The following is a 26639-nucleotide window of genomic DNA, read 5'->3' on the forward strand; positions in this document are numbered from 1 at the left end:
AGTCGTGCAGGGTGTGACGGTGGTGCCGGACGGAAAAGTCAGTCCCAACCGGTGGTATAGGCCGCCGACAGTTGGGTGAGGTTTCGTCCGGCGAAGGTGAGGATCTCGCGTCGGTCCTTCGCCGGCTGGTCGCGGTGGAACAGGCCGCCAGTGGCCAAACTGGTGCGGACCAGGCCGGTGAGTAGCAGGGCCTCCTCGTGGACGGTGAGGTCCGGGAGATGCCGACGCTGCGGGTAGCGGGAGAGGTAGTCGTCGATCGCGGCGAGGATGTCCCCGGCGAGTTCGTCGAACCGGCGCATTCCCGCGACGGTCAGCAGCGGGGTCTCCTGGATGATCTGGCGTCGCCGTTCCTTGATCTTCATGCTGATCCCCGGGTCGGGGGACAATCGCGGCGAGGACTCGGGGTCGTCGTCCAGCGAGCGTCCGATGAAGTCGAGGATGTCGCGGATGATGTTCGGGGAGTCGGTCGCGGCGAGGGCGTCCAGCACCTCTGGCGGAAGTGGGGGGACGCCGCGTCCTGCGGCGACTTGGTCCTTTGACTCGAAGTAGTTGAAGAAGGTCCGGCGGCTCACGTCGGCCTTCTCGCAAATCTCGTCGATGGTGACCTGGTCGAATCCGCGGGCGAGGATGAGTTCGGTGGCGCAGTCCTCGATGCGGAGCCGGGTTTCCCGACGCTTTCGCTCGCGGAGGCCACACCCGTCGGCGCCCGTTGCGGATTCATTCCTTGTCTCAGTCACGTGACAGGTCTACACCCGGTGAAAACTTGCACGCAATGCAACAATATCATTAACCCCCTTATGGGGGTGGTTAGCCCCGCACGGTTTGCTGATGATGGCGCAGAATGAGATGAGCATCACCCTCCCCGTCGGTTCCGCTGGCGCGTACCCACACCGAGGTGCGCACCGTGGTCCCGTAGGCCCCCGTCGCCGTGGACCGCACCAGCACTGCGTCGCCCCCCACTGCCTCGGTCACCACGTCGGAAACTTCCAGCCGGTCGAAGCCGCGCAAGGGTGCCAGTGAGTCTAAGAATCCGTCGCGGTCGAGAACTCGACCATCTCGGTCCACGACGTGCAGGTCCGGGTGCAGTAGCGCCTCGGCGAACTCACGGTTACCGCGCACCTCGTCGCTGTAGAGCGCCAGCTCCCGGGCGGCAGCGTCCTCTGCGTCCTGCGCCGCGTCGGTCGCATCGGACGTTCCGGACGTGCCCGACGCGTCGGACGTTCCGGACGTGCCCGACGCGTCGGACGTTCCGGACGTTGCGGCGTCCTGCGCCGGTACGGCTGGCCCTTGCGCGCCGTCGAGGCCGGGGCCGGTCTCGGGGGAGCGGCGCTGTGAGAAGGCGGTGGCCGCGGCGTTCGCCCGCTTGTCCGCCGCCTCGTTCATCGGGTGCCCGGCGTGCCCCTTCACCCACTCGAAAGCGACATCCCTGCCCTGCATCGCCGCGTCAATGGCCTTCATCAGGTCGACGTTCTGCACCGGCTTGCCGTCGCGCTTCTTCCAGCCCTTGCGCTTCCAGCCGGGCATCCACTTCGTCACCGAGTTGATCACGTACTGGGAGTCACACAGGATCAGCAGGTGCTGGCCCGCGGCGTCCGGGTGCGCGGCCGTGGTCTCCAGCAGGTCCAGGACGGCCTTGAGCTCGCCCATGTTGTTCGTGCCGTGCGGCCAGCCGCCGGCCTTCCAGGTGTCGTCGTCGATGTACCAGGCCCAGCCTGCGGGGCCGGGGTTTCCGAGGGCGGAGCCGTCAGCGGCTGCGGTGATCGTCATGCAAGGTATCGTCCCACACGCCACGGACATGAAGAGAGGGACACCGCGACGGTGATGTCGCGGTGCCCCTCTCTTATCCAGTTGCCCCTCAGGGCGGGGACTGCTCGAGCTGCTAGTCGCGGTCGGTGTTCGCCATGGCGAGCACGTCGAGGCGCTTGTCCAGCTCCTCCTCCGACAGGGTCTCGGGCACGAAGCCCAGGTCGATTACGGTCTGGCGGATGGTCTTGCCCTCGGCCAGCGCGGTCTTGGCGACCTTCGCGGCGGCCTCGTAGCCGATCGCGGAGTTCAGCGGGGTCACGATGGACGGCGAGGACTCCGCCAGGGTGCGCATGCGCTCCTTGTTCGGCTCGATGCCGTCGACCAGGCGCTCGGCGAACACCGTGGAGGTGTTGGCGAGCAGCTTGGCGGACTCCAGCACGTTGCGGGCCATCATCGGGATGAACACGTTGAGCTCGAAGTGGCCCTGTGCACCACCGAAGGTGATGGCGGCGTCGTTGCCGATGACCTGCGCGGCGACCTGGGTGGCGGTCTCGCACAGCACCGGGTTGACCTTGCCGGGCATGATCGAGGAACCCGGCTGCAGGTCGGGGAGGTGGATCTCGCCGAAACCGGTCAGCGGGCCGGAGCCCATCATGCGGATGTCATTGGCGATCTTGTTCAGCGAGACGGCCACGGTGCGCATCGCACCGGAGAACTCCACGAGTGCGTCGCGGGCGGCCTGTGCCTCGAAGTGGTTCTCCGCCTCGGTCAGCTCCTCGACACCGGTGAGCTTCTTGAGCTCCTCGGTGACCTTCGCGCCGAAGTCGGCGGAGGTGTTCAGGCCGGTACCGGTGGCGGTGCCGCCGATGGCCAGCTCGCCGAGACGCGGCAGGGTGGCCTCGATGCGCTGGATGCCCAGCTCGATCTGACGGGCGTAGCCGCCGAACTCCTGGCCCAGGGTCACCGGGACGGCATCCATGAGGTGGGTGCGGCCGGACTTCACGTCGTTCTTCCACTCGGAGGCCTTCGCCGCGAGGGAGGAGTGCAGGGTCTTCAGCGCCGGGATCAGGCTGGTGACGGCCGCCTCGGTCGCCGCGACGTGCGTGGCGGTGGGGAGGGTGTCGTTCGACGACTGGCCCATGTTCACGTCGTCGTTCGGGTGGATCTCAACCCCGTCCTGCTTGGCCAGCGAGGCGATGACCTCGTTGGTGTTCATATTCGACGAGGTGCCCGAACCGGTCTGGAAGACGTCGATCGGGAACTCGTCGTTGTAGGTGCCCTCGGCGATGGCCTTGCCGGCGGCGATGATGGCGTCCGCCTTGGTGCCGTCCAGCGCGCCGGAGTCCTTGTTGACCTGGGCACAGGCTGCCTTCAGCAGGCCCATGGCACGGATCTGCGCGGCCTCCAGGGGTCGGTCGGAGATCGGGAAGTTCTCCACGGCACGCTGGGTCTGTGCACGCCACAGGGCCTTGGCCGGGACCTTGACCTCACCCATGGTGTCGTGCTCGATGCGGAATTCCTGCTCACTCATAATGAACTGTCGTGTCCTTCCTGATTATTGTGACGACTGACATATAAGGGTACCCGCAGGCGTTCCGGACGGTGTGCCTGCGGGGGTGGGGGAGGATCAGATGTAGTCCTGGACCGAGTAGTCCTTGAGCTTCTGCAGCTGGTGGGTGGCCTCGATGCTGCGGATCGTGCCGGAACGCTCGCGCATCACCAACGAGCGGGTGGTCGCGCCGCCGGCACGGTAGCTGACGCCGCGCAGCATGTCGCCGTTGGTCACGCCGGTGGCGACGAAGTAGCAGTTGTCCGAGGAGACCAGGTCATTGGTGCCCAGGACGGTGTCGAGCGACAGGCCGGCGTCGATCGCCTTCTGCCGCTCTGTGTCGTCGGTGGGGGCCAGCACGCCCTGGATCTCGCCGCCCATGCACTTCATCGCGCAGGCGGTGATGATGCCCTCCGGGGTGCCACCGGTGCCCATCATCAGGTCGACCGCGTGGCTCTCGCCGGCGGCGGCCACGGCACCGGCAACGTCACCGTCGCCGATGAGCCGCACCTTCGCACCCGCCGCGCGGATCTCCGCGATCAGGTCGAGGTGACGGGGACGGTCCAGCACGACCACGGTGACGTCCGAGGGGTGAACGCCCTTGGCCTTGGCCACGGCGTTGATGTTGTGGGCGGCAGGTGCCTGGATGTCGATGCTGCCGGCGGCCTCGGGGCCCACGGCGATCTTCTTCATGTAGAACACGGCGGAGGGGTCGTACATCGAGCCACGCTCGGCGGCGGCGAGCACGGAGATGGCGTTCGGGCGTCCCTCGGCCATCAGCGTGGTGCCGTCCACCGGGTCCACGGCGATGTCGACGGCCGGGCCCTCGCCCGTGCCGACGGACTCACCGTTGAACAGCATCGGGGCTTCGTCCTTCTCGCCCTCGCCGATGATCACGGTGCCGTTCATCTGCACGGTGTTGATCATGCGGCGCATAGCGTCGACGGCGGCACCGTCGCCGGATTCCTTCTTGCCGCGTCCCACCCATTTGCCGGACGCCAGGGCCGCCGCCTCAGTGACGCGCACGAGCTCCATGGCCAGGTTGCGGTCCGGGGAAGAGGCGGGGAGGGCCTCGGGCGGGGTGGGAACGGAGTCGGATCCGGAAGTCATGGAAGACCAGCTTTCTGCTATCGGGCGTCGGGGGTACCCACCATTGTTCCACGAGCCACCCTCCGGTGCGTGCTGCGGTCGTTCAGAGGGTGACGGTTAGGGCCCCCGGGGTACCTGTCTGCAATAATCGGGGGCGTGAAACTCGAGAAACCGCGCATGTTCACCTCCACCCGTGACCTGCTGATATCGCTGGGCGTGTTGGGTGTGGTCATGGCGTTTTCCGTCGGCTTCACCGGCCTGTGCAGCTACAATCCCGGCCCGGCGGAGACCACCGGCCCAGTCAACGAGGTCGACATCGATGCGATCCTCGGTTCGGAAGCGCGCAGTTTGAACTTCCCGGTGCGCAACCCGGACGTGCCCGACGACTGGCAGGCGAACTCCGGTCGCCGCACCACGATCGACCGGGAACCCTCCTCCATCGCCGGCTGGGTCATTGACGAGCGCTACTACATCGGGCTGACCCAGACCTCCGTCGAGCTGGAGGACGCGGTCGCCGACGTGGACGACGAGTACCGCGAGGAGACCGACTCGCGGGAGAGTTCGGCATCCGGGGTCACCGCCGAGACCGCCGGTGACACGGTCACCTGGCGCATCTTCACCGGAGACGACGCCCGGACGGTCTGGGCCGCAGACCTGGGAGACTCCACCGTGATGTTGTCGGGTACCGCCACCGGGGAGATCTACGAGACGCTGGCGGACAAGGTCGTGACCACCGACCCGATCGTCACCGGCTAGGTGTAACTACCCCGGGCGACCCCGGGACTACTCGCCGCCGTCCTCCCCATCGGGACGGCGGTTCTGCAGTGCAGCCTCCACCCGCTCCGAGGCACCGTCGAGGTAGCGCTCGCAGTAGGCGGCCAGTTCCTCGCCGCGCTCCCAGTACTTCAGGGACTCGTCCAGGCTCATCTGACCTAGCTCGAGGATCTTGACGACCTCCACCAGCTCATCGCGGGCCTGCTCGTAGCTCAGCTCGTCCAGCGGACGGAAGGTCTGGGTGTTCTCGGTGTCACTCATCGCTCGGGGTCTCCTTGTTCTCGGGGGCGTCGGTTGCGTCGGTTGATTCTGTCTTCTCAGGCGCCGGCTTCTCGGGCGCGGCCTCGGAGTGCTGCACGGCCATTGCCGCGGCGGTGACCGAGCCGTCCAATACGCGGATGCGTAGCTGGGAACCCGGGGTCACGTCGTCCACGGTGGTCACGACCTGGGCCGGGGAGTGGTCGCGGGGGAGGACCTGCACCACCGAGTAGCCACGCCGCAGGGTCTGTGACGGGCCCAGCGCATTGACCTGGGCTTTGAGGGAGACGACCTGGGAGCGCATGTCGCGGATCGTGATCCCCAGCGCACGGTCATTGCGGCCGCGCGCCTCGGTGACCAGTTCCTGCTGACGCCGGATCGGCAGCAACGGGTCGGCCAGGACCGGACGCGAGCGCACCGTCGCCAGGCCACGCTGCTCATTGGCCACCCAGGAACGCAGGGCACTGGCGGCGCGGTCCCGTAGTTCGGACACGAGCCGCAGCTCCGCCGCAACGTCCGGCACGACCCGCTTGGCGGCGTCGGTGGGCGTGGCCGCCCGCAGGTCGGCGACGTTGTCGAGGATCGGATTGTCCGGTTCGTGCCCGATGGCGCTGACCACCGGTGTGGTCATCCGGCTGACCTGGCGCACCAGCGCCTCCTCAGAGAACGGCAGCAAGTCCTCCACCGAACCACCACCACGCGCCACGATGATCACGTCCACACGCGGGTCGTCCTCAAGTTTCTGGAGGGCGGCGATGACCTGCGGCACGGCCTGTGGGCCCTGCACCGCGGTGTTGATCACCTCGGTCTGCACCGCCGGCCAACGGTCGTGCGCGACGGCGAGCACGTCGCGCTCGGCGGCCGAGCCGCGTCCCGTGATGAGTCCGACACGCCCCGGAAGGAACGGCAACGGACGCTTGAGCCGCGGGTCGAACAACCCCTCTGCGTCCATCGCGCGCTTGAGCTGTTCCATTCGGGCCAGAAGCTCGCCGACACCCACGTGTTGGATCCGGGAGACCCACAGGGAGAAGGAACCGCGGCCGGAGTAGAACGCCGGCTTTCCGTAGACCACCACCCGGTCGCCGTTCTTCAGCGGCGTCGGCATAGCGCGCAGCATCGAGGTGGAGCACGTCAACGGGACGGACTGTTCCATCTCCACATCACGCAGGGTGATGTAGGACAGTTTCCAGGACGGCTTCATGTTGACCTGGGTGATCTGCCCCTCAACCCACAGGTGGCCGAGACGCTCGATCCACCCCTTCACCTTGTCGTTGACGACATGAACCGGCCAGGGGGCCTCTGCAGAGGTGGGCGACGGTGGTGAACCGGTCGCAGCGGTCGGCGAGGCGGGCGAGGCATCTGACATGGCTCTGATTGTAGAGGTCCGATAGCATGGGGGACATGACTGAGGCTTCACCTGTGGATAACTTCACCACAACTGCCCCGACGACCACCATCGACCGTGACGAACGCGATACCCCGGCCCGTTCCGCCAAGCGAGTCATGCTCGCCGCCCCCCGCGGATACTGCGCCGGCGTCGACCGCGCCGTGGAGACCGTGGAGAAGGCCCTCGAGAAGCACGGCGCACCGCTCTACGTCCGCAAGGAGATCGTGCACAACAAGCACGTCGTGAAGACCCTGGAGGAGCAGGGCGTGATCTTCGTGGACAAGACCATGGACGTGCCAGAGGGCTCCAACGTGGTGTTTTCCGCACACGGTGTCTCGCCGAAGGTGCACGAGGACGCCAAACTGCTCAAGCTCAAGACCTTCGACGCGACCTGCCCGCTGGTCACCAAGGTGCACAATGAGGTTAAGCGCTTCGCCAAGCAGGGTTACCAGATCATCCTCATCGGCCACCACGGTCACGAGGAGGTCGAGGGTACGGCAGGCGAGGCCCCGGACGTGGTGCACCTCGTCGACGGCAAGGAGGACGTGGACGCCCTCGAGTTCCCCGAGGACCAGAAGCTGATCTGGCTGTCGCAGACCACGCTCAGCGTGGACGAGACGATGCGCACGGTGAAGTTCCTCCACGAGAAGTTCCCCCAGCTGGAGACCCCGCCCAGCGACGACATCTGCTACGCCACCCAGAACCGCCAGGTCGCGGTCAAGGCAATTGCGCCGAAGGTCGAGCTGATGATCGTCGTCGGTTCCCAGAACTCGTCGAACTCGGTGCGGCTCGTCGAGGTCGCGCTCCAGCACGGCACGAAGGAATCCCACCTGGTCGACTACGCCGAGCAGGTCGACCCCGCCTGGTTCGAGGGTGTGACCTCCGTGGGCGTGACCTCCGGTGCCTCGGTGCCGGAGCTGCTCGTGCGCGGTGTGCTGGAGCTGCTCGCCGAGCACGGCTTCAACAGCATCGAGGAAGTCACCACCGCCACCGAGGACCTGGTGTTCTCCCTGCCGCGCGAACTGCGCCCGGCACGCAACGCCAGCTGACCTCAGCGGCACCGACGAAGGGGCCGACCCGGGAATCATTTCCTGGGTCGGCCCCTTCGTCGTGCGGTGCCGGTTGCGACTCGCTCACTCCATGTCGAGCGGGCGGTCCTGGCTCCGCGAGCGGCGGCGCCGGCTCGCCTCGCGCAACTCGGCGGCGGTGCGGGTACGGGTCTCCGGCTGCTCCTGCTCGTCCGGGGCGGGGGAGTCCTGCGTGCCGCGGGACGCTTCGTCGCGCTGCGACGGGTAGCGCGGGTAATCACCGCGGGGGCGGTCGCTATAGCGGCGGGAGGACGCCGGCCGCTGTTCGGTGCGCTCAGGACGCTCAGTGCGCTCAGGTCGCTGGCGCGGGGAGGGGGCGCGATCGCCGGCCGGCCGGTCGCTGTCGCGGTAGCGGGCGTTGAGACGCTGGTTGCTCTCCTCGGCGTCCGTCATCTGCCGACGGCGTGAGCGGTCCCGTCGGTGCTGGGCCTTGAGCACGGCGGCGTCGATGCGCTGTCGTCCAATGGCAATCACCAGACAGATCAGGAAGGTCACCGCCAGCCAGAGGAACTTCTCGATCGCCGGATACGCGGCGGTGATCAAGCTCGTCTTGAAGTTCGATCCCGCGGTACCGGAGTCGGCACTGATCAGCCCGACCCCGGTGATACCGAAGAACCAGTAGACCGGCAGGAGCACGACAGTGAGGAAGAGGCCGCGCAGTTCCACCAGCGCGGTACACACGATCGCGGCCACAGCGAAGAGTACGACATAGGAGGTGCCTACGCTGCTGAGGACGACCCCGGTGAGGATGACAGCCGCCATCACCAGCAGGGGAGCCCATACCGGGATCAGGCCCCGGCGGTTCAGCGGGGCGGGCTCGTCAGTGGTCTCAGAAGTCACGGCGGCTGATGTTACCCGAAGCTCAGGACCGCTTTGAGGTGGAGTCGTCACTCGGCTTGTCGTCCTTCTCGTCCTTCTCGGTCTTTTCGGACTTATCATCGGGCAGGAGCGGCGCGAGGAACCGGCTGAATGCCTTGGGCTCCCCGGACTCGTCGCTCTTCAGGGACTTGCGCCAGTCCTGCCAACGCTGCGCGGCCTGCTCGCGTTGTTCACCGGTCTGCTGACCGGCGGAGGTGGCGAAACTGATGTCGGCGGAATGCTTCTCGCCGGTAGCCAAGTCGGTGAGATCGCCGATGTAGCGGAAGATCTCGGTGATCATCGCTGCCACGGGCACGGCGAGGAAGGCACCGATGATGCCGAACATGCCGCTACCGATGATCACCGAGAGCAGGACGATGACCGCGTGCATCTTCATGGCCTTGGACTGCAGCACAGGCTGCAGCACATTGCCCTCGAGCTGCTGGACGAGGAGCACGACACCCAGCACGATCAGTGCGGTGGTGAAACCCTGGGTGACCAGGGCGATGAGGACCGCCAGGGCGCCAGCGGTGAAGGCACCCACGATCGGGATGAAACCACCGAAGAAGGTGATGATCGCCAGCGGAAGGGCGAGGGGAACCTGGAGGATGACCAGACCCAGGCCGATGAAGAAGGCGTCGATGAAGCTCACGATCGCCTGCGTGCGGATGAAGCCGCCCAGGGTGTTCCAGCAGCGGGTCAGCACCTCGGTGAGGTGCCAGCCGACGCGGCGTCCGGCGATGCGACGAACCATCGGCAGGAACTTATCGCCGTCCTTCAGGAAGAAGAAGATCAGCACGAGCATCACGAACAGGGTGATCGCCGCTGACGTGACGGCTGAGACCCCGGTGATCGCGGTCTGGGTGATTTGGGCGGTCTGGTCCTGCACCCAGCTCGTGGCCTGGTCGATCATGTTGTCGATCTGGTCACTCTGCAGGTTCAGCGGGGGGCCGGCGACCCAGTTCTGGATCTGCTCGATTCCCGCGGCGCCGCGGTCCACGAGGTCGGGGATCTGACTGGACACGCTCGGCAGGATGGCGGCGATGATGCCGCCGAACCCAGCGAAGAACAGGATCAGCGTCGACAGGACCGCCAGGGCGTTGGGGAAGTGCCACTTGCGGAAGAGGCGGACCAGCGGCCAGAGCACGGTACATACGATGATGGCCAGGATGACCGGAAGGATGCCCGCCCAGAGACGGGACAGGGCGTAGAAGAGGACCCACAGGGCCGCGGCGGTCACGAGGAAGCGCAGGCTCCATCCGGCCGTCCAGCGCGCAGAGGTGCCGATGACCTCGGCGCGGTCGCGGATCTCCTTGCCGGGAGTGCCCTCGTCGTCGGACTGCAGAGCCTCGGCGTTGTCGTCGGGCTCCTGCATAGCCGGGTCACCCTCCAAGAAGATGGACCCCTCGGAGGCCTCCTTCGGGCTGCGGACCGCGGCCGTTTCCTCCCCAGGCAGCGGGAGTGACGACTCAGGGTCCATGCGGCCCGACCCCATGAGGATGTCGGCGAAGTCCCGCCCGTCGACCACATCGCGCGGGTCCGGGTTGTTCGGACTGTTCTGTCCGTCGGGCTTCTTGCTCCCCGAGGACCCGTTGGTGTTGTTTGAATCGCTGCTCACCCCACCCATTGTGCACGATGGTGGGGTGTTCGTCACCGGGTAGCCCGGTGACTCACCCCGCGGGGTGGGATGAGGCGTGGAAGATCAGGTCCTCGTCCGTGGTACCCGGGGCGGTCCCCAAGTCGCCGGACTCCTCGTCGGAGTGGTTGCGCAGGTTGATTGTGGCCACGAGCAGGCCTCCCCACAGGAAGACCATGAACAGGGCCATCATGACGATCGCGGTGGTGCTCATCGGTTCGCTCCTTGCTTCTCGGACGCCGCGTTGCCGGCGTTGGCCAGGGGGTTGGAGGCGCCGCGCGCCCGCCCGCCGGGCGGGACACCGAAGTCGGAGCCGGGCGTCCCGTCGAGAACCATCGACTGACGGGTGAAGGGGATCAGGTGCATGATGATGGCCGCCACCAGGACGACAATGATCACCAACCAGCCCCAGGTGAAGACCTGGCTGTCCTCGTAGCCGCCGTAGCCCTCGTCCAGCAGGGTCGCGACCTCGCTGAGAAGGGTGAAGGTGAGGATCACGGAGGTGACGTACATCAGGAAGGTGCGCCAGGTGGCGCCGACCTTGAACGAGGACACGGCGTTGAGGTGCTGCTGCAGCTCGTTGATACGCATCGTCATCACACCGACCACGATGATGGCCACCAGGGCGGCGAGCACGATGCCCACGTTGTTGGTGAACTTGTCCATGACGTCCAGAGTGACCAGCCCGCTGGTGGCGGAGAAGGCCAGGATCGACAGGACCGCCATCGGCACGCCGACCGACAGGGCGGCGGCGCGGCGGGACATGTCGAACTTGTCTCGCACGGCAGAGGACACGACCTCCACGATGGAGATCAGAGAGGTGACACCGGCGATCGCGAGGCTGGCGAAGAACAGGATGCCGAAGAGTTCGCCTGCGGGCATCTGGTTGATGATCGTCGGGAACGCCTCGAACGCCAGGCCGATGCCGGAGGTCGCGACCTCGCTGACCGGGACGCCGGACGCCGCGGACATGAAACCGAGCGCGGCGAACACGCCGATGCCGGCGAGAACCTCGAACGAGGAGTTGGCGAAGGCGGTGACCAGGCCGGTGCTCGTCAGGTTCGAGCGCGGCTTCAGGTAAGAGGAGTAGGTGATCATGATGCCGAAGCCGATGGACAGCGAGAAGAAGATCTGTCCGTAGGCCGCGATCCACACCGAGGAGTCGGTCAGCGCACTCCAGTCCGGGGTGAACAGGGCGTCCAGGCCGGTGGAGGCACCGTCGAGGAACAGCGCACGCACGACCATCACGATGAACAGCACGAGCAGCAGCGGGATGAAGATGATGTTGAGTCGTCCGATGCCCTTGCTCACGTCGAGCACGAGAGTTGCCAGGACGATGATCCACACCACGATCATCGTGATGAGGATCGGCATCACGAAGGTGCCGGAGAACACCGACTCGGTGTCAGCCTGAAGGAACTCCCCGGAGAAGTAGTCACCGGGGTTCTCTCCCCAGCCCTTGGTGAAGGACTTCATCGTGTAGAGCAGTGCCCACCCGACGATCGCGGCGTAATAGACGGCGATGAAGAAGGAGATGCCGACCTGGGCCCAGCCCAGGATCTCGGCGCGCGGGTGGATCCGGCGGAAGACCAGCGGTGCCGAGCCCCGGAACCGGTGGCCCAGCGCGAAGAACATCCACAGCAGCGGGATGCCCGCGGTGAGCAGGGCGATCATGTAGGGGACGAGGAATGCTCCGCCGCCTGATTCGTAGGCGACGTAGGGGAATCGCCAGATGTTGCCGAGACCGACGGCGGAACCGATGGCAGCGAACAGGAACAGGAGCCGCGAGTTGAACGTGTCGCGGGTAACCTTTCCGTCCTTGCCGTCTGATCCGACCTGCGGCCCGGCGGGAGCGTCTGCAGACATGTGCGTGAGCCTCCGGGGTCTCTTGTTGCGGCAGGGGAAGTGAGGAAATCGAATCTATCCTAGATTCCCACTGGTCTTCCAGGAAACGGACAGTTTCTGGAGAGCTTACGGCCCGGGCGGTTGTGCCGTCCTGTGCGGGGCAGGGTGGATGGTCGGGGGAGTGCTGGCTGGGGTGACAGGGGCGAGGGGCGGACTGCCCGGTGGGGAGTCGACCGGATAGGATGGTCGCCGTGACCCTTACTCTCGGAATCGTCGGCCTGCCCAATGTCGGTAAGTCCACGCTGTTCAATGCCCTGACCCGCAACGACGTCCTCGCCGCGAACTACCCCTTCGCCACGATCGAGCCCAACGTCGGCCTCGTCGAACTGCCGGACCCTCGTCTGACCCGGCTCGCCGAGATCTACTCCTCCGAGCGCATCCTGCCGGCCACGGTGTCCTTCGTGGACATCGCCGGCATCGTCAAGGGCGCTTCCGAGGGCGAAGGGATGGGCAATGCCTTCCTGGCGAACATCCGTGAGGCCGACGCGATCTGTCAGGTCGTGCGTGCCTTCTCGAACGACGACGTGATTCACGTCGACGGCCGTGTCGATCCGGCCACGGATATCTCGGTCATCGAAACCGAGCTGATTCTCGCCGACCTGCAGACCGTGGAGAAGGCGGTGCCCCGCCTGGAGAAGGAGGGGCGCAAGGATCGCGACAAGGCCGAGCAGGCCGAGGCCGCCAAGAAGGCCCAGGCGATCCTGGAGGACGACCGCACGCTGTACTCCGCCTCGGTCTCCGGCGAATTCGACCTTGCTGCGGTCCGCGAGCTGCACCTGATGACCGCCAAGCCTTTCCTCTATGTCTTCAACTCCGATGAGGCCGTGCTGACGGACGAGTCCCGGCAGCAGGAGCTGCGCGACCTCGTCGCGCCGGCGGACTGCGTGTTCCTGGACGCCGCCACCGAGGCGGAGCTGCTCGAGCTCGACGACGAGGAGGCCGCCGAGCTGCTCGCGTCCGTCGGGCAGGACGAGCCGGGACTGGCGACGCTGGCCAAGGCTGGTTTCGCGACCCTGGGTCTGCAGACCTACCTCACGGCCGGGCCCAAGGAGACGCGTGCCTGGACGATCCCGCAGGGCGCGACCGCCCCGCAGGCCGCCGGTGTGATCCACACCGACTTCGAGCGTGGCTTCATCAAGGCCGAGATCGTCGGCTTCTCCGACCTGGACGAGTACGGCTCCGTCGCCGAGGCTCGTAACCACGGCAAGGTGCGCCAGGAGGGCAAGGAGTACGTGATGCAGGACGGCGACGTCGTGGACTTCAAATTTAACGTCTAGCGTTAATGACCAGTGGCGTGTCTGCTCCCGCTGGGCCGATGCCGGTGCTGAGGACGTCGAGATCGTGGACTACCACTGAGGAGGAGTGATGTCCGAGAAGCTTTACTCGCCGATTCATCCGGGCGAGGTCCTTATGGATGACTTCATCGAGGGGTTCGGCATCACGCAGAACAAGCTCGCCGTGTCCATCGGCGTGCCTCCGCGTCGGATCAACGAGATCGTGCACGGCAAGCGGGCCATCACCGCCGACACCGCCCTGCGTCTGGGTCGTTATTTCGGGGTGGATCCGCAGTTCTGGCTCAACTTGCAGACGCGATTCGAGCTGGAGGTTGCGGGGGAGCTCGTCGGCGAGCAGGTCGCCGCGATCGCCCCGCTGCAGTCCGCGTGAGTGTGGAATGGCGTCTCTGCTTCGTTTGGAGAGGGGGAGGTGCAGAAGATGTCGAACTCGTCGACTACCACTGAGCGAGATCTGATCGAGCCGATCCACCCGGGGGAGATCCTGATGGAGGACTTCATCGAGGGCTTCGGGATCACACAGAACACGCTTGCCGTGTCCATCGGGGTGCCGCCGCGTCGGATCAACGAGATCGTGCACGGCAAGCGGGGGATCACCGCTGACATGGCGATCCGTCTGGCGCGGTACTTCGGTACTTCCGAGGAGTGCTGGATGACCCTGCAGTCGAACTACGAACTTCGGCTGGAACCCAGGACGTCGCGCGAGTAGGTCACAGCGATCTCTCCGTTGAGAGGTTTGTAGCCAACCGCGGTAGTACCATCGCTTCGATGAACTCCCAACGAGCGACAGAGTGGTCGGGCCAACCGGCCGACGGGGAAGTCACCGCCACCACCGACGAGGTGTTCATCGCCGGTGGCTGTCTGTGGGGAGTGCAGGCTTTCTTCTCCACCATCCCTGGGGTGACCCACACCGAGGCAGGTCGGGCGAACGGTGCGGGGAGGTCGTTGGTGGGGGAGTACGACGGCTATGCCGAGTGCGTGCGCACCAGGTTCGACCCGCAGATCGTCGACGTCGCCGGACTGATGGGGTACCTCTTCGAGATCATCGATCCCTACAGCGTCAATGCGCAGGGCCCGGACGTGGGGGAGAAGTACCGCACTGGGCTGTACTCGCAGGATCCGCGACACCTCGAACAGGCCCGCGACTACCTTGCGGCCCGCGAGGACGCCCCGCGCATCGCCGTCGAGGTGCTGCCCTTGACGAACTACGTCCGCAGCGCCGAGGAGCACCAGCACCGGCTCGATCGATGCCCAGGGGATTCTTGCCATCTACCACCAGAACTGCTCCACCGGTATCGCGATTAGCGGGCAGCAGCCACCCCGTTGGCCCGCTCATTCCCGTCGTAGTGGCCCCACCCACAGACGCCGGATTGTACTTGACTTCTCGCGGCTAGGCGGTGAACTATGATTGAATACTTTATGATCTGTCAATGAATTTTCTACCTGGAAGCGATCCGTTCTGCACCTGACCGGAGCCCGCGCCAGCGTATGCGTCACAGTCTCGGTGTCGGAAAGGTGAGATGCTCAATTGTCTGGTACCGGTGTGACCGCCGCCAAGCGAATCGGTTCAATCCTGGGGTACGTCGCCATGTACGTGCTCATCTGGGCCGGTGTCTTCATGCTCGTCACCGGCATCGGAATTCGCATGCTGTGGGGACCGATCAGCGTCGACCAGATGTTGATGAACCTCGTCGCCACGGACACGGACGGTGGCGGCGGGTCCCTGGTGATCACCGGAGTCCTCGCTTTCGGCGTGCTTCCTGTTCTCATCACCCTGGGCGTCGGGTTCTTCCACTACCGTCACGTTCGCAAGGTGCGTACTCGGTCCGCTCGGACCTCCGCCGACGAAGCGGAAGACGATTCAACACGTGTCCGTACTCTTGGACCCCGGTGGGTCACGCGCACGGTGTCGGCAGTGATGGTCACCGCAGTGGTGGTCGTGGGTTCTACGGCCTTCAGCTCCTCGGTGCACGTCGGGGAGTACATCAAGGCCGTGAACTCGGAGTACACCATTGACCAGTACTACACCGCACCCCAGGTGGAGTCCGCAGAAGGCAAGCGCAACCTGGTGACGATTTACCTGGAGTCCGGGGAGGAGACACTCTCGGACACCACTTTGTTCGAGAAGGACCCCTACATCCCGCTGAAGGACGCCACGTCGCAAGACGACGGGTGGCAGAGCGTCGACGATTTCCAGCAGTACGAGGGCGGTGGCTGGACCATGTCCGGCCTGGCCAGCACGCAGTGCGGTATCCCGCTAAAGGGTAACGGCATCGTGACGGGCAAGTCCGGGCTGAACTCGCTGGGTGGCGATCTGGGTGACTACCTCGGCGGACTGACCTGCAGCGGCGATATCTTCGCCGACGAAGGCTACAAGAATGTCTTCATGGGAGGAGCCAACGGCTCCTTCGCTGCGAAAGACCAGTTCCTCTCCGATCATGGCTACGACGAGCTCTACGACCTGAACTACTGGCGCGCCCAGGGCGAGCCGGACAATCAGTTCCGCGATGACTGGGGGCTCAGTGACAACCGCCTCATGGCCAACGCCAAGGACAAGGTTGATGAGCTCCACGCCGAGTCCGAGGAGACCGGGCAGCCATTCAACCTGTCCATGCTCACGGTCGACACCCACGAGCCGGTGCATATCTACGACTACTGCAACGTAGACACCGAGGAAGAGCTGATCTCGGCGTACCAGTGCTCCATGGAGCAGGTTGCAGGCTTCGTCGACCACATGGAGGCCCAGGGCTATCTGGACGACACCGCGGTGGTGATCATGGGCGACCATCTCAAGCACATGGGGTCGAGCAATGCCTTCGGTGACGAGCTCGGCGACAACCCGAACCGGACCATCTTCAACCGGGTCTGGGTTCCCGGCGACGACAAGTTCACCTCGACGATGCGCAACGGCGTCGACCAGGTCAACATGATGCCGACGATTCTCGAGGCCGCAGGTATCCGGCTGCAGGGGCGGGAGGCCGGCCTGGGTGTCTCGGCGTTCTCCGATAAGATCCCGGCGGGCTCTGCACAGAGCCTCGACCCGGACGTCTACCGGGAACTGCTGGGCTCACGGTCCGCGGAGTTCTACTCCGACGCGTGGGAGGGTGAGGTCCTGCAGTAGTGGACGCACCGGAACCTGCCACCGCCGAGGACCTGATGCGTTCCCGGTTCGACGCCTTCCGCAGGGCGGACGCTGACTGGCTGCTCAGGACGTGGCATCCCTCCACGCGTCCCGGCACGCTGGACCTGTCCGACAACCCACGGTGGCGTGGCCTGCAGATCGTTGACGTCGTCGATGGAGCGGCAGGGGACACCGCTGGGATCGTGGAGTTCCGCGCAACCTACGTTGCCGAAGCCGGGGGAGTCGACACTCTCCACGAGCGGTCGCGTTTCGTCCGCGAGTCGGGTCGCTGGTACTACATCGACGGTGACGTGTACTGACGGGAACGCGTACCGGGATGCTCAGTTGATGATCTCGGCGTCGCCGTCGCGCAACGCCGTCAGGCGTCCCCGCCACGCCTCCAGATCCTGCGGCGACAGGCGGGGCCAGTCGTGCACCTCCTCGACGACGACTAACGGGGCGTCCGTCCGGTAGGACCGGGTCGGGTTTCCGGGGAACTTCTTGTCCGTGACATTCGGGTCGTCCTCGACAGTGCCGGTCGGCTCGACACGGTATACGTGGGGTTGCGCGTCCTCGCCGGCGAGCATGGCGGCGATCTCGGCCGCCAGTGCGGCTCCGTCACTAAGGGCGGTGAAATAGACGTGGTTCATGACGATCTCGGGCCTGTAGTTCGACCGATGGCCCGGACACACCCGGTCACCGACCGCGAATTCCGCCCGCGTGCCGTGGAAGAACGGGCCGGTTTCCGCATTATGCTCCATCTCGTGATCGTAGCAGGTCAGGGCGTCGATGGAAGAGTGAAAGCGATGCGCTGAAAGGCCGGGAGGCGAGCGAAAGCTGAGGAATATCCCACCGATGTCAACGGATATGCACATTTCAGCGGTGCTGCGGTGTACTAAGGTTGATGATCAATGAAGCTGATTAGCTACAACCTGCACAAACACAACGCCGTCACCGAGCTGACCCCGCTGGTGGCCGGTCACGCCCCGGATGCCCTCTGCGTCCAGGAGGCGGACACCCGCCGACTGCCCCGCCATATCGGCGACCTCGACCTCGTTCACGCAACCTCGGAGAACCGACTCGGCCTGGCCGTGTACCTGCGCACCAGTCGTCTTGATGCGAGGGAGCTTAAGGTGATCGCTCTGGAGAAGTCCTTCCACGACCGGGTCATGAAACCGGCCGCAGAGCGCCTGGTCATGGTCCGCGCCCACGATGCGAAACACGACCGAGAGGTCGTCGTCGCATCATTCCACGCGGCACCGTTGACGGCCACGAATTCGCTGCGCCGTCAGCAGATCCGCAGTTCCTTTGACGCCCTCCAGCAGATCGGTGCCGGACTGCCGTCGGTCATGGTCGGCGATTTCAACTATCCGTTGTTCCAGCGCGGGCTGAAGCGCGAGTTGGGGACGCAGGGATACAAGATGTCGAGGAGTCAGAAGGCAACGTATTCGCGCTACGGCGTATTGCGTGGCAACTACGACTTCGCGGTCTCCCGTGGTTTTGGCCCCGCGCAGGTCGATGTCCTTCCGCAGGGTGGGTCCGACCACCTGCCGATCGTGGTGCGCACGTCGTTGAACCGGGCGGCTCTGCCAGTCACCGCCCTCTCTGCGCAGGGCCCCATGGTGACCGCCTGAGCTTCCGGCGGTACGAGCGGGATAAAGTAACCTCATGGGAAACCGTAGGACGAACGACAGCAGAATGAGCCGGCTGACCCGCGGAAAGAGCCGCGAGGTGGGGCTGATAGCCGTGCCGGCGTCCACGCCGCCGGTGCTCACCTACGTCGACGACGGCGTCGCCCATGCCGTCCCGCAGGACGTCTCGCTGGCCGATGCCACAGCGTCCGCCGCTGAGGACGATGCGCGCATGCTCATGGCGCTGTACCCCGCCTCCGGGCGCGAGGGCCTCGGCGAACTCGTGGAGGTGTGGGACCTGCACCCACTGTTGGTCGAGGATCTCGTCAACGCCCACCAACGTCCGAAGCTGGAACGCTACGGCGACGTTCTCTTCCTGGTGGCCCGCTCGGCGCGCTACAACGACGCCGCCGAGGACGTCGCCTTCTCGGAGTTCCACATCCTCGTGCGCGACGGTTCCGTTGCGGTGCTCTGCCAGGACGGACGGTGGATCGATGGCACGGACAGCAAGGCTTTCGCCGCGTCGTCCGTCGGACGGCTCGACAACCCAGACCCCCGCGGAGGCGATATGCTCGCCAACCGTGACCTGCTGCGGCTCGGTCCGGAGGCCGTGGTCTACCGCATCCTGGACGCGATCGTGGATGGCTACCCGTCGGTGTTGCGTGGCATCGCCATCGACAAGGAAGAGATCGAACGACAGGTCTTCAGCGGCGACGCCGCCGTCGCCGAGCGCATCTACCGGCTGAGCCAGGAGGTCATCGACGTCCAGCAGACGATCGCCTCGATGACCGAGGTGCTGGACTCCCTGCGCGCCGGCTTCGTGAAGTACGACATCCACGAGGAATTGCGTTCCTACCTCGACGACGTCGCCGACCACCTCACCCGCGCCGGGCGCATGGCGTCCGACCACCGCGATGCTCTCGCCCAGATCCTCAACGTCAACGCCACGCTGGTGGCGCAACGGCAGAACGAGGACATGAAGAAGATCTCCGGTTGGGCGGCGATCCTCTTCGCGCCGACCCTGGTCGGTGCGATCTACGGCATGAACTTCGATGATATGCCCGAACTGCATTGGGCCCTCGGCTACCCGATGGCGCTCGGCATGATGCTGGGGGTGGCGGTGCTGCTCTACTACTTCTTCCGCCGTAGCGACTGGATGTAAGTACCGTTCGCCCGGCGGCGATATCAATTCCCGGGGCGAGGAGTCCCCGGACGAGCGGAGCTGACGGCCGAGCGCACGCCGGTGATACCGGCAAGCACGGCGAGGACCACGGAGCCGACGAGCAGGCCCACCACCGCCGAACAGCCGGTCTCCACGAGCCACTGCACGGCCCCGCCGGCGCTGGAGACAGACTCCTCGAGGTGGTGCACCACCGAGTAGGGCAGGTGCCAGCCGAGGTCGTCGGTGCCGACCAGCAGGATGTGCCCGCCAACCCAGAGCATCGCCGCGGTCCCGACCACCGACAAGGTCGTCAGGATCTTCGGCATCAGAGCAACGAGACCACGTCCGGCACGCCGCACGATAGTGGGCCGGTCGCGCTCCGGGTCGGCGAGGGCGAGGCCCACGTCGTCCATCTTCACCAGCAGCCCGACCACACCGTAGACGGCGAAGGTGATGATCAGGGCGACCCCGACCAGGATCGCGGCACGCTCCGGCACGCTGCGGTCGGTCAGCTCGTTGAGTGACAAGACCATGATCTCTGCCGAGAGGATGAAGTCGGTGCGCACCGCGCCCTTGACCAGCGACTCCTCATCATCAGGGCCTTCAGGGCCGTCGGGGCCGTCGGGGGAGGACGCTTCGGCGTCCGGTGCGTCCTGCGCGTGGCTTTCCTTCCCGCCGCGCTGCGCGGCGACGGCGTGCCACACTTTTTCGGCACCCTCATAGGCCAGGTAGGTGCCGCCGACCATGAGGATCGGGGTGAGCGCCCACGGCGCAAGCCAGCTGAGCAGCAGGATCACCGGCAGAATGATGATGATCTTGTTCACCAGCGAGCCCTTGGTGATTCGCCAGATGATCGGCAGTTCACGGGCGGGGGTGACCCCCTCGACGAAACCGGGGGTCACTGCGGCATCGTCGACGACCACGGCGGCGGCCCTGGTGCTGGTGGTGGCGGCCGCGCGGGCCACGTCACCGGTACTGGCCGCGGCCTTGCGTGCGATCAGGGTGACGTCGTCGAGTAGTGCGAACAGGCCACCGGCCATGGTGTTCTCCGTAGGGTTGAGGGGCTAACTCTGAGGGGCTAACTCAGTGGGGTGTGTCGTGGCGGGTGCGGCCGCTGAGGTCGGCCACGTCGCTGTCGTGGAGCAGGTCGACCAGTTCGCTGCGCGACTGCGCGCCGGACGCTGCGGGCAGCAGCGCGCCCACCGCCTTGCGGAAGTCACGGTCCTGATGGCTCGCGCGTCGGTGCAGCAGCACCCCGGACCACAGGTACACCAGCGAAATGGTGCCGCTCACCGTTCCGCCGAGCACCAGGACCCCGCCCAGCACCCGGAGGGCTACCTGCGCCACGACCGCGCCGGAGACGGTGAACAGCCACAGCCCACCGCCCACGAGCAGCACGGCCAGGACAAGGACCACGACAGACCAGCCCACGGCGGAGGCGGGGGACTGGGAGCGCTCCTCGTTGTGGGAGATCATCGTGTCGATCCGGCGCAGCTGACAGGTGGAGTCGGCGAGGTCAGCCTCGGAGACCACGTGACGGGCCGTCAACGCGCGTCGATGCGCGAGAACACGGGGAAGGTCGGACGGGCGGAGACCACCGTCCCCGCTGGACCTGACGTACATGATGGGAACTGTACAGTGCTTTCCCGCAATCGGCGCGGTATGCACGACACTCCCCGGGGTTCAGGCAGTCGGGGTTCAGGTCGGGGTTCAGGTTGGGGGTCAGGCGGTGAGGAAGTCCTGCCAGCGTGACCAGTCGTCACGCATCTGGTTTTCTCCGTCGGTGTAGGAGGTGCGCAGTTTGTCGATCTTGCGCTCGGTATTGGAGATGCGCATGTGCTCGGGGAAGAACAACAGTGCGCGGCCCTGCTCCTCCAGTTCCAGGAGACGACGCTTCGTGGCGTTGTAGCGGGCAGGACGGGTGATCACCGCCTCGGCGACGGCCGGGGTGTCACGCAGCACCCGGCGCACCGCGCCGGGGTACTTGACCTCGGGTTTGACGTAGTCGCGCGGGCGGGTGCAGACCACCAGGAACTTCTCGAACCCGTCACGTTCGGCCGCTTCCAGCGCAATGCCGCCGGAGGAGCCCAGGGCGCCGTCCACGTAGGGTTCGCCGTCGACGATGGGGGTCTTCATCAACACCGGCATCGTCGAGGACGCCCGCACCCGCTTCATCAGCGACGGCAGGTCGGTGAGGTCCTCGCGTCCCCAGTAGACCGTCTCGCCGGTGCGCGCGTGCATCGCACCGACACGGAAGGGGGTGGGGTCGGCGGTGAAGGTGTCCCAGTCGAAGGGGAACTCATTGCCGGGGAGCCCGGAGGTCTCGTAGATGAACTCGGCGTTGAAGTAGCCGTCGCCACGCAGGAAGGAGCTGATGCCGCCGGTGCCGGGGGCGGCGCCGAACTCCACGAAACTCTGCCGGGCGCGCTCGGCGTCGTGCGAGAGCATGTTCACGGTGTGCGAGGCCCCGGCGGAGATGCCGCCGACCCAGCCGACCTGCACCTTATGCTCGATCAGAGCACTGACACAGGCGGCGGTGTAGCTATTGCGCATGCCGCCGCCCTCGAAGATCAGGGCGACGTCGGGCGCGGCCAGTGCGGAGGTGTCGCTCACCACTCGACCCCGCGCAGCGCCTCGTGGGGGTCCTCGTTGCCGGCGTTGAACCGGATCGTGCGCCCGGAGGTCTGCGGGCATTCGAGTGCGGCGACGATGGTCTGGGCCACCGTCTCCCGCGGGACCTCGGTGGCGTCGGTGCGGCCGTCGCCCTCCGGGAGGATCTCGATGCCGCCGCGATCGCGGTCGTCGGTCAGCCGGCTCGGTGCGATGATCGTCCAGTCCAGTTCGGAATCGCGCAGGTGCTGGTCGGCGGCCGCCTTCGACTCGGCGTAGGGGTAGAAGTCGCTGTCCTCCGGGAAGCTGTGGTCCAGGTAGGAGCCCGACCACGACAGCATGATGAACCGGGTGACACCAACCTCTTCGGCGGCGTTGATGGTGCGGATCGCCGCGTCGCGGTCCACGGCGAAGGTGCGCTCCGGGTTCCCGCCGCCGGCGCCGGCGGCCCAGATGACCGTGTCATGGCCTTCGAGCAGGTCGGCGATGGCGTCGGTGCTCATCGTCTCGATGTCCGACACCGTCGGGGTGGCCCCGCTTTCGCGCACGTCGTTGAACTGGTCGCGCGAGCGGATCACGGAGGTCACCGAATTGCCCGCCTCGACGAGCATCGGTGCCGTCAGCCTGGCAACCTTCCCGTTGCCGCCGATGATGACGATGTCGTACATGGTGTGGGGTGCCTTTCGTCGAGGGCATTATTACGTCGCTGGTCTCCCCAGCCTAGCGGGCCGTGAGCGCGCCCACAGCTCCGGCTCCGACGCACATATGCGATCCCGGCGGCCCGTCGATCTCCGCCATGATCGTGCCACCGCCGCCGGAGAGGTTGACCCACCTGGTGACCAGGTCGGTGTCCACGTCCACGTCCACCGCACGCGCCCGCCACTGCGCCTCGTCCTCCAGTCCGTTGGGGGTGGACAGTTGCACGGTCAGCTCCTGGTCGGCGGTGGCGGTGAACTCCCACGTCCAGTCGCCGAAGGGTAGGGCGGGTTCCACGGTGATGATCTGTGGCTGGCCGGCGTCCACGCGGACGCCGCAGTCGGGGACGTCGCCCTGGGCGCTGCGTGAGATGTCGAGTACCTCGGCCTCAGCGACGCGTCCGTCCGGCAGGACGACCGTGGGTGCGGTGCTCACGTCGCCGACGCCAGCCGCGAGCGCGCCGACCCGGTTGTAGGGCGACATCAGCGGGGTGAGCACCTCCAGCGGCGTGTTCTGGTCGAGCAGGACGGTGCCGACGTCCTGCGCCTCCGACGCGGCCTGGCGCACGCCGGCGAGGTACGCGGCGGTCTCATCGTCCGACCACGCGGACACCCACGTCACCGTGGACACCGTGGAACTCAGCGCGAACAGGACGGCGGCCAGCGCCGCGGTCCAGGTGCGCGCCAGTACTGGTGCCGCGGCCACCACGAGCACCACGGTGACCGTCCACCAGTCGGCGTAGTAGTGCATGCCGCGGGCGAGCAGGTCGGACGCCCCGTCGCCGGTGCGTCCCTCACGCAGGAGCAGCAGGACGACCAGCAGGTACCCGCAGGACGCCGCCAGCGCCGCGATGCTCGCCGCCGGGCGGCGGCGTGCGCGCACCAGCGTCCACACGAGAAGTGCGGCCAGCAGGACGGCGAGAATCACCTGCACCAGGCTCGGTGTCGTGGAGAACGCAGGGGAGGGGTTCCACCGGTCCCAGCTCCACGGTCCGCCGAACACTCCGGGCAGAACCGAGGATCCGAGCGCGGAGGTGACCCCGTGCAGACCCGGCGCATCGCCGCCACCGTCACCGCGTCCGACCACTGCGAGGTACACCCCGGCCCATGCGAGGGTGAGCAGCGCCGGAACCACGAGCACCAGCCGGTCGCCGGACGGGCCCCGGCGCAACCGGAGGACAAGCGCGACGGCCAGTACCGCAGGCACCACCGTCAGCGCTCGCTCCGTCATGAGTAGCCCGCCCAGCAGCACCAGCGTGGCGAGCGTGGTGCGCAGCACGACCCCGCGCGAGGCGGTCAGCGCCAGACCGACACCAGCGGCGGTGAGCTGCCAGGCCAGGGCGTTGACCCCCGCCGACCACCACCCGGTGGCGGCACCCAGGAACGGGGAGAACACCAGGGCAGTGAACCCCAGCACCCGCAACCCCCACCGCTCGGTGAGGCGGCCGAGCAGGATCCACCATAGGACGGCGGCCAGGGCCGTCGCGGCCAGGGTGACCACGCACGGCAGCCACCACTGCAGAGGCGCGAGGGAGTCCACGGCGACCTGCAGCGCCGCCGAGCCGGGCATCAGGTGCCCGTCGTAGGGGGCCCACAATCCGGAGTCACGGAAGGACGGTGGGATGACCAGATCGTCCCAGTAGAAGGTCCGCTGGCTGAGCTGCCACCCGCGCAGCCCCAGGAGTGCAGCCAGAATCAGGACCGGGAACAGGCCCCGTTTCACGCGCCGTCAGTGAGGGGCTGGACGGTCAGCAACGACACGGCGTCGTCCGTGCAGGCGGTCAGGTCCGGCATATCCAGGATGGTGGTCTGCTCCTCCTCGGGGACGATGACCTGCAGGCCGCCGGCCGGAGTGGGGCCACAGGCGGCCTCGTCGTAGTTCTCCGCCCGGCCGATGCTCAGCGCCGACGTCGCGGTTGCCCCCGCGGCGAGATCCACCACCGAGGACGGCAGGTTCTCCTCACGCTCGGCCGGCGCGCCGACGGGCTCGCCGGACTCGTCGACGAGGGTGACCCCGGGGAAGCCGGTGAGGGTGCAGGAGCCATCCGAGGTATTGGTGAACTCCACGTCCAGCAGGATACTGCCCGCCGCGCCCTGCGTCTGACCCGCGGTGACGTCCAGGTCGCCGGTGGTGCAGCGCCCGTCGTCGCCGGACGCATCGGCATCGTCCGGCGTGTCGGTGGTGCCCGTGGAACCGGGTTCGCCGGTGGCCACGGGCGTCGGCGTACTCGTGCTCGTCGAGGCGTCCGAACCGGCATCGGACGAGGTCCCGTCACCGTCGGAACACCCGGCGAGGACGGACACGGTCAGAACGCTGGCCGCGCCGAGCGCGCAGGCGACCCCGGCAGCGCGCCGGGGCGTCCTACCGCGTCTGCGCAGGTCGCGGGGGCGTCCGGCGGTGGAGAGAGGGGTGGACGGGGCGTCTGACGGGTACTCGGTAGACATGACCCCCAGTGTAGGCTGAATCACAACACCGGGTTCACGGTACCTCCACGAGGGACCGCGCTACCGGGGTAACGTCCCGTGCGAGCACTGCCCACGATTTTCCCCAGGAGACTGACGTCCATGGCTTTCAACCCCGATTTCGACCTCTTCCAGTTGCCGGAAGAGTACCGCGAACTGCGTGCCAGCATCCGCGGCCTGTCAGAGCAGGAAATCGCCCCCTACGCCGCCGCCGTCGACGAGGACGAGCGCTTCCCGGAGGAGGCGCTCAAGGCCCTCAACGACAGCGGATTCAACGCCATCCACGTCGGTGACGAGTACGGCGGACAGGGCGGCGACTCGCTGGCCGCGGTCATCGTCATCGAGGAAGTTGCCCGCGTATGCGGCGCGTCCTCGCTGATCCCGGCGGTGAACAAGCTCGGCACGATGGGGCTGATCCTCTCCGGCTCCGAGGAACTCAAGCAGCAGGTCCTGCCGGACATTGCCAACGGTGCCATGGCGTCCTACGCGCTGACCGAGCGCGAGGCCGGCTCCGATGCCGGAGCGATGAAGACCAAGGCCGTGCGCGACGGCGAGGAGTGGGTCCTCAACGGCTCCAAGTGCTTCATCACCAACGGCGGCAAGTCCACCTGGTACACCGTGATGGCCGTGAGCGATCCGGACGCCGGTGCCAACGGCATCTCCGCGTTCATGGTGCACAAGGACGACCCCGGATTCCGCGTCGGCGGGCTGGAGCACAAGCTCGGCATCAAGGGGTCCCCGACCGCCGAACTGTACTTCGAGGACTGCCGCATCCCCGCCGACCGCATCATCGGTGCGGAGGGGACCGGCTTCAAGACCGCCCTGGCGACGCTGGACCACACCCGCCCCACCATCGGTGCGCAGGCGCTGGGCATCGCCCAGGGTGCCTTCGACGCCGCGGTGGATTACGTCAAGGAGCGCCAGCAGTTCGGCAAGCCGATCGCAGCATTCCAGAACACCCAGTTCATGCTCGCGGACATGAAGATGAAGATCGACGCCGCGCGGCTGATGATCTACACCGCTGCGTCCAACGCCGAGCGTGGCTACGCCGAGGGTGGCGACAAGCTCGGCCTGCTGGCTGCCGGGTCGAAGACCTTCGCCTCCGACATTGCCATGGAGGTCACCACCGACGCCGTGCAGTTGCTCGGCGGCTACGGCTACACCCGTGACTTCCCGGTGGAGCGCATGATGCGTGACGCCAAGATCACGCAAATTTACGAGGGAACCAACCAGGTGTGCCGCATGGTGATGGGCCGCCAGATCCTGAAGTAGGCGGTTAGCCAGGCGCCAGGAGCCAAGATCGAGCGTGGGATGGTTGAATCACCGTATTCAACCATCCCACGCTCGATTTCTGCCCCTCTGAGGTCCCGACGCG

Annotated in this window: 28 protein-coding genes; 11 read left to right on the forward strand and 17 right to left on the reverse strand. The window is 66.5% G+C overall.

Going from position 1 to position 26639, the window contains the following annotated elements:
• Positions 1-38: 38 nt before the first annotated feature.
• The 4 genes from ACT3SZ_RS11250 to glpX form a co-directional block, all read right to left on the reverse strand.
• Positions 39-737, reverse strand: a complete 699-nt coding sequence (locus ACT3SZ_RS11250) for a TetR/AcrR family transcriptional regulator (protein WP_444618647.1) — start codon at positions 735-737, stop codon at positions 39-41.
• Between the two features lie 70 nt (positions 738-807).
• Positions 808-1767, reverse strand: a complete 960-nt coding sequence (locus tag ACT3SZ_RS11255; RefSeq protein ID WP_444618649.1) for an RNase H family protein — start codon at positions 1765-1767, stop codon at positions 808-810.
• 112 nt (positions 1768-1879) lie between these two features.
• Complete coding sequence (locus ACT3SZ_RS11260; RefSeq protein WP_444618651.1) at positions 1880-3277, reverse strand: class II fumarate hydratase; 1398 nt, start codon at positions 3275-3277, stop codon at positions 1880-1882.
• Positions 3278-3373: 96 nt separating this feature from the next.
• Positions 3374-4405, reverse strand: coding sequence for a class II fructose-bisphosphatase (gene glpX / locus ACT3SZ_RS11265; protein ID WP_444618653.1), 1032 nt, complete (start codon positions 4403-4405; stop codon positions 3374-3376).
• Between the two features lie 135 nt (positions 4406-4540).
• Between glpX and ACT3SZ_RS11270 the strand changes: the two genes are divergently transcribed.
• Positions 4541-5140: a DUF4245 domain-containing protein gene (locus ACT3SZ_RS11270; protein ID WP_444618655.1), complete on the forward strand. Its 600-nt coding sequence runs from the start codon at positions 4541-4543 to the stop codon at positions 5138-5140.
• 27 nt (positions 5141-5167) lie between these two features.
• Here the strand turns inward: ACT3SZ_RS11270 and ACT3SZ_RS11275 are convergent, their stop codons facing one another.
• Both ACT3SZ_RS11275 and xseA read right to left on the reverse strand, forming a co-directional pair.
• Positions 5168-5419: an exodeoxyribonuclease VII small subunit gene (locus ACT3SZ_RS11275; protein WP_444618657.1), complete on the reverse strand. Its 252-nt coding sequence runs from the start codon at positions 5417-5419 to the stop codon at positions 5168-5170.
• The gene (gene xseA, locus ACT3SZ_RS11280) at positions 5412-6782 is read right to left on the reverse strand and encodes an exodeoxyribonuclease VII large subunit (RefSeq protein WP_444618659.1); all 1371 of its coding nucleotides are present in this window, start codon (positions 6780-6782) and stop codon (positions 5412-5414) included. Before xseA ends, ACT3SZ_RS11275 begins: the two co-directional genes overlap by 8 nt.
• Before the next feature lie 35 nt (positions 6783-6817).
• Here xseA and ACT3SZ_RS11285 point away from each other — a divergent pair, with 35 nt between their 5' ends.
• Entirely contained in the window at positions 6818-7852 is a 1035-nt protein-coding gene (locus tag ACT3SZ_RS11285) for a 4-hydroxy-3-methylbut-2-enyl diphosphate reductase (protein WP_444618661.1), read from the forward strand.
• Positions 7853-7936: 84 nt separating this feature from the next.
• On the opposite strand, the gene ACT3SZ_RS11290 is transcribed toward ACT3SZ_RS11285, so the two are convergent.
• The 4 genes from ACT3SZ_RS11290 to ACT3SZ_RS11305 are packed head-to-tail and all read right to left on the reverse strand — an operon-like array spanning position 7937 to position 12251.
• Complete coding sequence (locus tag ACT3SZ_RS11290; protein WP_444618663.1) at positions 7937-8731, reverse strand: DUF6542 domain-containing protein; 795 nt, start codon at positions 8729-8731, stop codon at positions 7937-7939.
• Between the two features lie 22 nt (positions 8732-8753).
• Positions 8754-10376 carry an AI-2E family transporter gene (locus ACT3SZ_RS11295; protein ID WP_444618665.1) on the reverse strand — a complete coding sequence of 541 codons (1623 nt, stop codon included), beginning with the start codon at positions 10374-10376 and terminating at the stop codon, positions 8754-8756.
• Between the two features lie 43 nt (positions 10377-10419).
• The gene (metS, locus tag ACT3SZ_RS11300) at positions 10420-10599 is read right to left on the reverse strand and encodes a methionine/alanine import NSS transporter subunit MetS (protein ID WP_444618667.1); all 180 of its coding nucleotides are present in this window, start codon (positions 10597-10599) and stop codon (positions 10420-10422) included.
• Complete coding sequence (locus ACT3SZ_RS11305) at positions 10596-12251, reverse strand: sodium-dependent transporter (protein WP_444618669.1); 1656 nt, start codon at positions 12249-12251, stop codon at positions 10596-10598. The genes metS and ACT3SZ_RS11305 overlap by 4 nt, the downstream gene beginning before the upstream one ends.
• A 230-nt stretch (positions 12252-12481) precedes the next feature.
• Between ACT3SZ_RS11305 and ychF the strand changes: the two genes are divergently transcribed.
• The 6 genes from ychF to ACT3SZ_RS11335 all read left to right on the forward strand — a co-directional run bounded on the left by ychF (position 12482) and on the right by ACT3SZ_RS11335 (position 17023).
• Positions 12482-13567 (forward strand): redox-regulated ATPase YchF, encoded by a 1086-nt coding sequence (ychF, locus tag ACT3SZ_RS11310; protein ID WP_444618671.1) that lies wholly within the window; start codon positions 12482-12484, stop codon positions 13565-13567.
• Between the two features lie 88 nt (positions 13568-13655).
• Entirely contained in the window at positions 13656-13955 is a 300-nt protein-coding gene (locus ACT3SZ_RS11315) for a HigA family addiction module antitoxin (protein ID WP_444618673.1), read from the forward strand.
• A 48-nt stretch (positions 13956-14003) separates the two neighbouring features.
• Positions 14004-14291: a HigA family addiction module antitoxin gene (locus ACT3SZ_RS11320; protein WP_444618675.1), complete on the forward strand. Its 288-nt coding sequence runs from the start codon at positions 14004-14006 to the stop codon at positions 14289-14291.
• A 59-nt stretch (positions 14292-14350) separates the two neighbouring features.
• Positions 14351-14887 carry a peptide-methionine (S)-S-oxide reductase gene (locus tag ACT3SZ_RS11325; protein WP_444618677.1) on the forward strand — a complete coding sequence of 179 codons (537 nt, stop codon included), beginning with the start codon at positions 14351-14353 and terminating at the stop codon, positions 14885-14887.
• Between the two features lie 223 nt (positions 14888-15110).
• Complete coding sequence (locus tag ACT3SZ_RS11330; RefSeq protein ID WP_444618679.1) at positions 15111-16703, forward strand: LTA synthase family protein; 1593 nt, start codon at positions 15111-15113, stop codon at positions 16701-16703.
• A complete protein-coding gene (locus tag ACT3SZ_RS11335; protein ID WP_444618681.1) occupies positions 16703-17023 on the forward strand; it encodes a YchJ family protein in 321 nt (106 codons plus the stop codon). Before ACT3SZ_RS11330 ends, ACT3SZ_RS11335 begins: the two co-directional genes overlap by 1 nt.
• A gap of 21 nt (positions 17024-17044) precedes the next feature.
• Here ACT3SZ_RS11335 and arr read toward each other — a convergent pair whose 3' ends face one another.
• A complete protein-coding gene (gene arr / locus ACT3SZ_RS11340; RefSeq protein ID WP_444618683.1) occupies positions 17045-17464 on the reverse strand; it encodes an NAD(+)--rifampin ADP-ribosyltransferase in 420 nt (139 codons plus the stop codon).
• Positions 17465-17614: 150 nt separating this feature from the next.
• Between arr and ACT3SZ_RS11345 the strand changes: the two genes are divergently transcribed.
• On the forward strand, positions 17615-18337 hold the full coding sequence (locus ACT3SZ_RS11345; protein ID WP_444618685.1) for an endonuclease/exonuclease/phosphatase family protein: 723 nt from the start codon (positions 17615-17617) through the stop codon (positions 18335-18337).
• 34 nt (positions 18338-18371) lie between these two features.
• Entirely contained in the window at positions 18372-19496 is a 1125-nt protein-coding gene (locus ACT3SZ_RS11350; RefSeq protein ID WP_444618686.1) for a magnesium and cobalt transport protein CorA, read from the forward strand.
• Positions 19497-19519: 23 nt separating this feature from the next.
• On the opposite strand, the gene ACT3SZ_RS11355 is transcribed toward ACT3SZ_RS11350, so the two are convergent.
• The 6 genes from ACT3SZ_RS11355 to ACT3SZ_RS11380 all read right to left on the reverse strand — a co-directional run bounded on the left by ACT3SZ_RS11355 (position 19520) and on the right by ACT3SZ_RS11380 (position 25246).
• Complete coding sequence (locus ACT3SZ_RS11355; protein WP_444618688.1) at positions 19520-20536, reverse strand: DUF808 domain-containing protein; 1017 nt, start codon at positions 20534-20536, stop codon at positions 19520-19522.
• 43 nt (positions 20537-20579) lie between these two features.
• Positions 20580-21119, reverse strand: a complete 540-nt coding sequence (locus tag ACT3SZ_RS11360; protein WP_444618690.1) for a hypothetical protein — start codon at positions 21117-21119, stop codon at positions 20580-20582.
• Between the two features lie 99 nt (positions 21120-21218).
• Positions 21219-22109 carry a patatin-like phospholipase family protein gene (locus tag ACT3SZ_RS11365; RefSeq protein WP_444618692.1) on the reverse strand — a complete coding sequence of 297 codons (891 nt, stop codon included), beginning with the start codon at positions 22107-22109 and terminating at the stop codon, positions 21219-21221.
• A complete protein-coding gene (locus ACT3SZ_RS11370) occupies positions 22106-22774 on the reverse strand; it encodes an SDR family oxidoreductase (RefSeq protein ID WP_444618694.1) in 669 nt (222 codons plus the stop codon). The genes ACT3SZ_RS11365 and ACT3SZ_RS11370 overlap by 4 nt, the downstream gene beginning before the upstream one ends.
• A 52-nt stretch (positions 22775-22826) precedes the next feature.
• Entirely contained in the window at positions 22827-24524 is a 1698-nt protein-coding gene (locus tag ACT3SZ_RS11375; RefSeq protein ID WP_444618696.1) for a hypothetical protein, read from the reverse strand.
• The gene (locus ACT3SZ_RS11380; protein ID WP_444618698.1) at positions 24521-25246 is read right to left on the reverse strand and encodes a DUF4232 domain-containing protein; all 726 of its coding nucleotides are present in this window, start codon (positions 25244-25246) and stop codon (positions 24521-24523) included. Before ACT3SZ_RS11380 ends, ACT3SZ_RS11375 begins: the two co-directional genes overlap by 4 nt.
• Positions 25247-25366: 120 nt before the next feature.
• Here ACT3SZ_RS11380 and ACT3SZ_RS11385 point away from each other — a divergent pair, with 120 nt between their 5' ends.
• A complete protein-coding gene (locus ACT3SZ_RS11385; RefSeq protein ID WP_444618700.1) occupies positions 25367-26536 on the forward strand; it encodes an acyl-CoA dehydrogenase family protein in 1170 nt (389 codons plus the stop codon).
• The last annotated feature ends 103 nt before the right edge of the window (positions 26537-26639 follow it).

It is taken from the genome of Corynebacterium sp. AOP40-9SA-29, from assembly GCF_052377405.1.
Taxonomy (GTDB): Bacteria; Actinomycetota; Actinomycetes; order Mycobacteriales; family Mycobacteriaceae; genus Corynebacterium.

Bases quoted from the DNA above. Each gene is read 5' to 3' on its own strand.
- ACT3SZ_RS11380 (WP_444618698.1), bottom strand. From the start codon at position 25,246: ATGTCTACCGAGTACCCGTCAGACGCCCCGTCCACCCCTCTCTCCACC.
- ACT3SZ_RS11320 (WP_444618675.1), top strand. From the start codon at position 14,004: ATGTCGAACTCGTCGACTACCACTGAGCGAGATCTGATCGAGCCGATC.
- ACT3SZ_RS11350 (WP_444618686.1), top strand. From the start codon at position 18,372: ATGGGAAACCGTAGGACGAACGACAGCAGAATGAGCCGGCTGACCCGC.
- ACT3SZ_RS11370 (WP_444618694.1), bottom strand. From the start codon at position 22,774: ATGTACGACATCGTCATCATCGGCGGCAACGGGAAGGTTGCCAGGCTG.
- ACT3SZ_RS11385 (WP_444618700.1), top strand. From the start codon at position 25,367: ATGGCTTTCAACCCCGATTTCGACCTCTTCCAGTTGCCGGAAGAGTAC.
- ACT3SZ_RS11315 (WP_444618673.1), top strand. From the start codon at position 13,656: ATGTCCGAGAAGCTTTACTCGCCGATTCATCCGGGCGAGGTCCTTATG.
- xseA (WP_444618659.1), bottom strand. From the start codon at position 6,782: ATGTCAGATGCCTCGCCCGCCTCGCCGACCGCTGCGACCGGTTCACCA.
- ACT3SZ_RS11355 (WP_444618688.1), bottom strand. From the start codon at position 20,536: ATGGCCGGTGGCCTGTTCGCACTACTCGACGACGTCACCCTGATCGCA.
- ACT3SZ_RS11360 (WP_444618690.1), bottom strand. From the start codon at position 21,119: ATGTACGTCAGGTCCAGCGGGGACGGTGGTCTCCGCCCGTCCGACCTT.
- ACT3SZ_RS11325 (WP_444618677.1), top strand. From the start codon at position 14,351: ATGAACTCCCAACGAGCGACAGAGTGGTCGGGCCAACCGGCCGACGGG.
- ACT3SZ_RS11275 (WP_444618657.1), bottom strand. From the start codon at position 5,419: ATGAGTGACACCGAGAACACCCAGACCTTCCGTCCGCTGGACGAGCTG.
- ACT3SZ_RS11260 (WP_444618651.1), bottom strand. From the start codon at position 3,277: ATGAGTGAGCAGGAATTCCGCATCGAGCACGACACCATGGGTGAGGTC.
- ACT3SZ_RS11345 (WP_444618685.1), top strand. From the start codon at position 17,615: ATGAAGCTGATTAGCTACAACCTGCACAAACACAACGCCGTCACCGAG.
- arr (WP_444618683.1), bottom strand. From the start codon at position 17,464: ATGGAGCATAATGCGGAAACCGGCCCGTTCTTCCACGGCACGCGGGCG.
- ACT3SZ_RS11255 (WP_444618649.1), bottom strand. From the start codon at position 1,767: ATGACGATCACCGCAGCCGCTGACGGCTCCGCCCTCGGAAACCCCGGC.
- ACT3SZ_RS11295 (WP_444618665.1), bottom strand. From the start codon at position 10,376: ATGGGTGGGGTGAGCAGCGATTCAAACAACACCAACGGGTCCTCGGGG.
- glpX (WP_444618653.1), bottom strand. From the start codon at position 4,405: ATGACTTCCGGATCCGACTCCGTTCCCACCCCGCCCGAGGCCCTCCCC.
- ACT3SZ_RS11305 (WP_444618669.1), bottom strand. From the start codon at position 12,251: ATGTCTGCAGACGCTCCCGCCGGGCCGCAGGTCGGATCAGACGGCAAG.
- metS (WP_444618667.1), bottom strand. From the start codon at position 10,599: ATGAGCACCACCGCGATCGTCATGATGGCCCTGTTCATGGTCTTCCTG.
- ACT3SZ_RS11285 (WP_444618661.1), top strand. From the start codon at position 6,818: ATGACTGAGGCTTCACCTGTGGATAACTTCACCACAACTGCCCCGACG.